This window comes from Flavobacterium adhaerens (genome assembly GCF_040045115.1).
Lineage (GTDB): Bacteria > Bacteroidota > Bacteroidia > Flavobacteriales > Flavobacteriaceae > Flavobacterium > Flavobacterium adhaerens.
In genome coordinates this window covers 232449-235919 of the sequence record NZ_JBDLZX010000007.1, presented here as the reverse complement: position 1 = coordinate 235919, position 3471 = coordinate 232449, and the positions used below count along the sequence as shown (strand labels likewise).

3 protein-coding genes are annotated in these 3471 nt (G+C 31.9%); all 3 read left to right on the top strand.

The window, feature by feature from the left end; translation table 11 throughout:
• Positions 1–155: 155 nt before the first annotated feature.
• The 3 genes from ABEB18_RS11910 to ABEB18_RS11900 all read left to right on the top strand — a co-directional run bounded on the left by ABEB18_RS11910 (position 156) and on the right by ABEB18_RS11900 (position 3358).
• The gene (locus ABEB18_RS11910) at positions 156–434 is read left to right on the top strand and encodes a DUF2805 domain-containing protein (protein WP_348799526.1); all 279 of its coding nucleotides are present in this window, start codon (positions 156–158) and stop codon (positions 432–434) included.
• A gap of 156 nt (positions 435–590) precedes the next feature.
• Positions 591–2453 (top strand): M61 family metallopeptidase, encoded by a 1863-nt coding sequence (locus ABEB18_RS11905; RefSeq protein WP_348799525.1) that lies wholly within the window; start codon positions 591–593, stop codon positions 2451–2453.
• A 188-nt stretch (positions 2454–2641) separates the two neighbouring features.
• On the top strand, positions 2642–3358 hold the full coding sequence (locus ABEB18_RS11900) for a DUF4369 domain-containing protein (protein ID WP_348799524.1): 717 nt from the start codon (positions 2642–2644) through the stop codon (positions 3356–3358).
• Positions 3359–3471 lie beyond the last annotated feature (113 nt).

The following is a 3471-nucleotide window of genomic DNA, read 5'->3' as shown; positions in this document are numbered from 1 at the left end:
AGACGGTATTTTGGAGACAAACTCTTTGACAGACTAGTAATTGCGAATATAACAGGTGCATAAACGGATAATCAGAATTTTTTTTATTAATATTGGGATGAGATTTAGAATCAAATTTATTAATCATTAAACCAAATTGAATTAATTTTCACGTAATGAAAAAGAGTAACCGCAAAGAATTAAACTGGGAACAAACAGAAAGACTGATGACATTGGCCCAAGAAGAAAGAAATCCATTTGAAATTATCAAAAAAGAATTTGGATTAGCTGAAAAAGAGGTTCTTGAAATTATGAAAAAGAAAATGCCGACTGAAAAATACGAAATGTGGAAAAAGAAAGCAATTGCAAGTAAACCTAAACCTAAACCATTAAAAATAGATGATTTTGACGACGATTTAGATGGTAAATATTACATAAAGAATAAATTAGACTAACCAAAAAAGCTCCTGTTTTACAGGAGTTTTTTTTTATAATTATAACAACCCATAACAATACAAACAAGCATATTGTAATACATTTCTTTTTTTTTAACATACTGTAACATTTTTAATCATTAAAACACTAATTAGCCAAACAAACTCGTAAACAAAATGAAAAAAATAATCTTTGCACTAGCCCTGTCTTCCTTATTTTGGACAAGTAAAGCTACCCCAACAAAACTTCCAGATTCTAAAAAAGAAGAAATTGAAGTAACTATCGATCTTAATAATGTAAAAGACGATCAAGTCTTAGTTACTGTAAAAGTCCCAAAAATCAAAACCGACGAAATCAAATACAGCCTTCCGAAAACGGTTCCTGGAACTTATTCGGCCGACAATTACGGAAAATTTGTTACCGATTTCAAAGCTTATGATAGTAAAGGAAAACTTTTAGAAATCACCAAAACAGATGAAAACACTTGGTCGATTCAAAAAGCCAAATCATTGGCAAAAATCACTTATTTAGTCAATGACACCTACGATACCGAAAAAGGAAGTGGCTTTGGACAAGACGATGTTTTTTCGCCGACAGGAACCAATATAGATGCAGGGAAAAATTTCATGCTTAACTTACATGGTTTTGTTGGATATTTTCAAGACAAAAAAGAAACTCCATACAAAGTAATAGTAAATCACCCAACTACACTTTGGGGAGCGACCTCAATGATTGATAAAGACGGATCTTCGGCAGTTGATGTTTTTGAAATGCCACTTTACTCAGAGCTAATTGAAAATCCAATAATGTATTCTAAACCTGACTACACCACATTTACTGTTGACGGAATGGACATACAGATTGCAGTTTATTCTCCATCAGGAAAAATTACAGCAGAAAGTATAACTCCTGAAATGAAAACAATGATGACCGCTCAAAAAACATTTTTAGGCAAAATAAACTCTACAAAGAAATACACCGTTATTTTGTACCTCTCTACAATGTCCCCTACTGATGCCAAAGGTTTTGGAGCCCTAGAGCACCCCACTGCAACTACAGTAGTAATGCCAGAAATGATGCCGAAAGAAGAGTTGGTAAAACAGATGAAAGATGTAGTTTCGCATGAATTTTTTCACATCCTAACACCACTAACCATACATTCAAAAGAGATACAATATTTTGACTACAATGATCCAAAAATGTCTGAACACTTATGGATGTATGAAGGGGTTACTGAATATTTCGCTAATTTATTTCAAATCAATCAATCATTAATTGACGAAACAGAATTCTATTCTCGTATTTCTGAAAAAATTCAAGGGGCAAATGCTATGAACGACACTATGCCGTTCACAACTATGAGCGCAAATGTTTTAAACGAACCTTACAAAGCACAGTACCTTAATGTATATCAAAAAGGAGCCTTAATTGGAATGTGTTTGGATATTCAAATTAGAGAGAACAGTAACGGGAAAAGGGGGATTCTGGATTTGATGCAAAAATTATCTAATGAATATGGTGTAACAAAACCGTTTAATGACAACGAACTATTTGCCAAAATCACATCATTAACTTATCCTGAAGTAGGTGAATTTTTGACTAAATATGTTGCTGGACCAACCCCGATACCTTACTATGATTATCTAGCAAAAGTTGGAGTAACCAAAATCATCAAAAAAGCACCAGAAGGTGTGTTTCTTCAAGGTCAAAACCCATTTGTTGGTGTAAACAAAGAAAACAAAGAAATATTTGTGGCTCCAAACAAAGAATTACATGTTTTCTATACTTCATTAGGATTAAAAGCTGGAGATGTCATTGTAAACATTAATGACAAACCCTATTCATTAGACAATATTTACGATATGATTCTGGAAAGCCAAAAATGGAAAGAAGACGACATTATTTCTATTAAAATAAAAAGAGACGGTAAAGAAGAAACAATAACTGGAAAAGTAAAACTTCCATATGTTGATGTAGATGCACTTGAAGCTACAGATTCGACAAAAGTAGCTTTAAGAGAAGCATGGCTAAAAGGATAATCCTGATTACCATAATCATCAAAATCTCAATCTTATTTCGATTGAGATTTTTTTTTAAATTCACCTCAGTTAAATCAATACATATCAACAATTTTATTTATTTTGCGCAAAAATAATCCACACATAGACTTCATAAATTAGATAACTAAAAATGAAGAATATGTCCTAGAAAAAAAAACAATTTATCCATGAAAAAAACTATTATTGCCTTTGCATCTGTACTTCTTTTAGTAGCGTGTAACCAAAATGAATCAAAAGGAAACTTACACATCACCGGAAACATAAAAGGATTAAAAGATGGCACTTTATACATTCAAAAAATTGCCGATTCGACTCTTATTGCAATCGACAGTATCAAGATTGATGGGCAATCAAGTTTTGAAAGCAATATCGATTTGAAATCACCTGAAATGTTATACCTATACTTAGATCGTGGCGTAACGAATTCTCTAGACAATAACATTATGTTCTTTGCTGAGCCTGGTAACATAACAATCGAAACTAATTTAGATTCGTTTATTGCAAGTGCTAAAATCACAGGTTCAAAAAACCACGATTTGTACGAAGAATATAAAAAAGTGAACTCTCGTTTTACTAACGAAAACCTAACGTTGATTGAGAAAAAATTTAGGGCTCTTAAAACAAACAACTTAAAAGCATTAGACAGTCTTACCAAATTACAAGACAATAATATCAAACGCAAATATCTTTTCGCTACGAATTTTGCAGTTAACAACAAAGACCATGAGGTTTCACCTTATATTGCATTAGCCGAAATTTATGATATCAATATAAAATTTTTAGATACTATTCAAAAGTCAATGACACCAAAAGTAGCCAATTCGCTTTACGGGAAAGAGTTAACAGAATACGTACAAAAAGTCAAAAAAAATGAAGGCAAATAACCTGATCCTTTAAAACAGAAAAACGCTCAAAATTTTGAGCGTTTTTTTTATTGGTAAGTCATAAAAAATATTTCATAAAAAAACCACCTAAAAAATTAGGTGGTTTTTTGAGC